The following is a 1,306-nucleotide window of genomic DNA, read 5'->3' on the forward strand; positions in this document are numbered from 1 at the left end:
GTCAGCCACGCCCACACCTGGTACGCCCAGGAGACCCAGTCGTTCGCCGACATCAAGTCCCTGGGCGCCAACGCCGTCCGCGTCGTCCTCAGCAGCGGCCAGCGCTGGACGGAGAACACCGCCGCCGACGTGGCCAACGTCGTCGACGAGTGCAAGACCAACCGGCTGATCTGCGTCCTGGAGGTGCACGACACCACCGGTTACGGCGACCAGGCCGGGGCCGCCACGCTCGACCAGGCCGTCGACTACTGGCTGCGCATCCAGGAGGCCGTCGAGGGCGAGGAGGACCACATCCTCGTCAACATCGGCAACGAGCCCTACGGCAACGACGCCGCGATCAACCAGAACTGGGCCGCCGACACCAGCGACGCCGTCAACCGCCTGCGCGACGCGGGCTTCGACCACACCCTGGTCGTGGACGCGCCGAACTGGGGCCAGGACTGGGCGGGTGTCATGCGCGACAACGCCCAGTCGGTGTTCGACTCCGACCCGCACGCCAACACGGTCTTCTCCGTGCACATGTACGGCGTCTACCAGCAGGAGTCGACGGTCGTCTCCTACCTGGAGCACTTCGTCGACGCGGGCCTGCCGCTGATCGTCGGCGAGTTCGGCCACGACCACTCCGACGGCAACCCCGACGAGGACGCCATCATGTCCCACGCCGAGCGCCTGGGCCTGGGCTACATCGGCTGGTCCTGGAGCGGCAACGGCAGCCCCGTGGAGTACCTGGACATGGTCGAGGGCTTCGACGTCGACAGCCTGACCCCCTGGGGCGAGCGCATCTTCAACGGACCGGACGGCATCGCCGCCACCGCCGAGGAGGCCCCGGTCTACGGCGGCGGCCCCGACCCGACCGACCCGCCCACCGAGGAGCCCACCGACCCGCCGACCGAGGAGCCCACGGACCCGCCGTCGGGTGAGTGTGAGGCGGTGTACTCGGTGACGAACCAGTGGCAGGGGGGTTTCCAGGCGCAGGTGACGGTGACGGCGGGTGCGGCTCTGTCGGGGTGGACCGTGGAGTGGACCTTCGGTAGCGGTGAGAGTGTCTCGCACGCCTGGAACGCGTCGGTGTCGGGCAGCGGTGGCAGTGTGACCGCGACGAACGTGGGTTACAACGGCGTGCTGGCGGCGGGGCAGTCGACCTCGTTCGGGTTCGTCGGCAACTCCAGCGGCGGTGTCTCGACCCCCGAGCTGACGTGCAGCGCGTCCTGACCCGCCCGCACCCTGCTCTTTCCGTGCTCCTACGACCCAGTGCCCCTGCAACACAGTGCCCCTGCAACCCAGAGCCCCTGCAACCCAGAGCCCC

Annotated in this window: 1 protein-coding gene; it reads left to right on the forward strand. The window is 69.7% G+C overall.

The window, feature by feature from the left end; all coding sequences use genetic code 11:
- On the forward strand, nucleotides 1-1,212 hold a 1,212-nt coding region (locus tag DQW06_RS12180), incomplete at its 5' end, for a cellulase family glycosylhydrolase (RefSeq protein WP_117198457.1).
- Between the last annotated feature and the right edge of the window lie 94 nt (nucleotides 1,213-1,306).

Source organism: Nocardiopsis sp. TNDT3, assembly GCF_003427465.1.
Lineage (GTDB): Bacteria > Actinomycetota > Actinomycetes > Streptosporangiales > Streptosporangiaceae > Nocardiopsis > Nocardiopsis dassonvillei.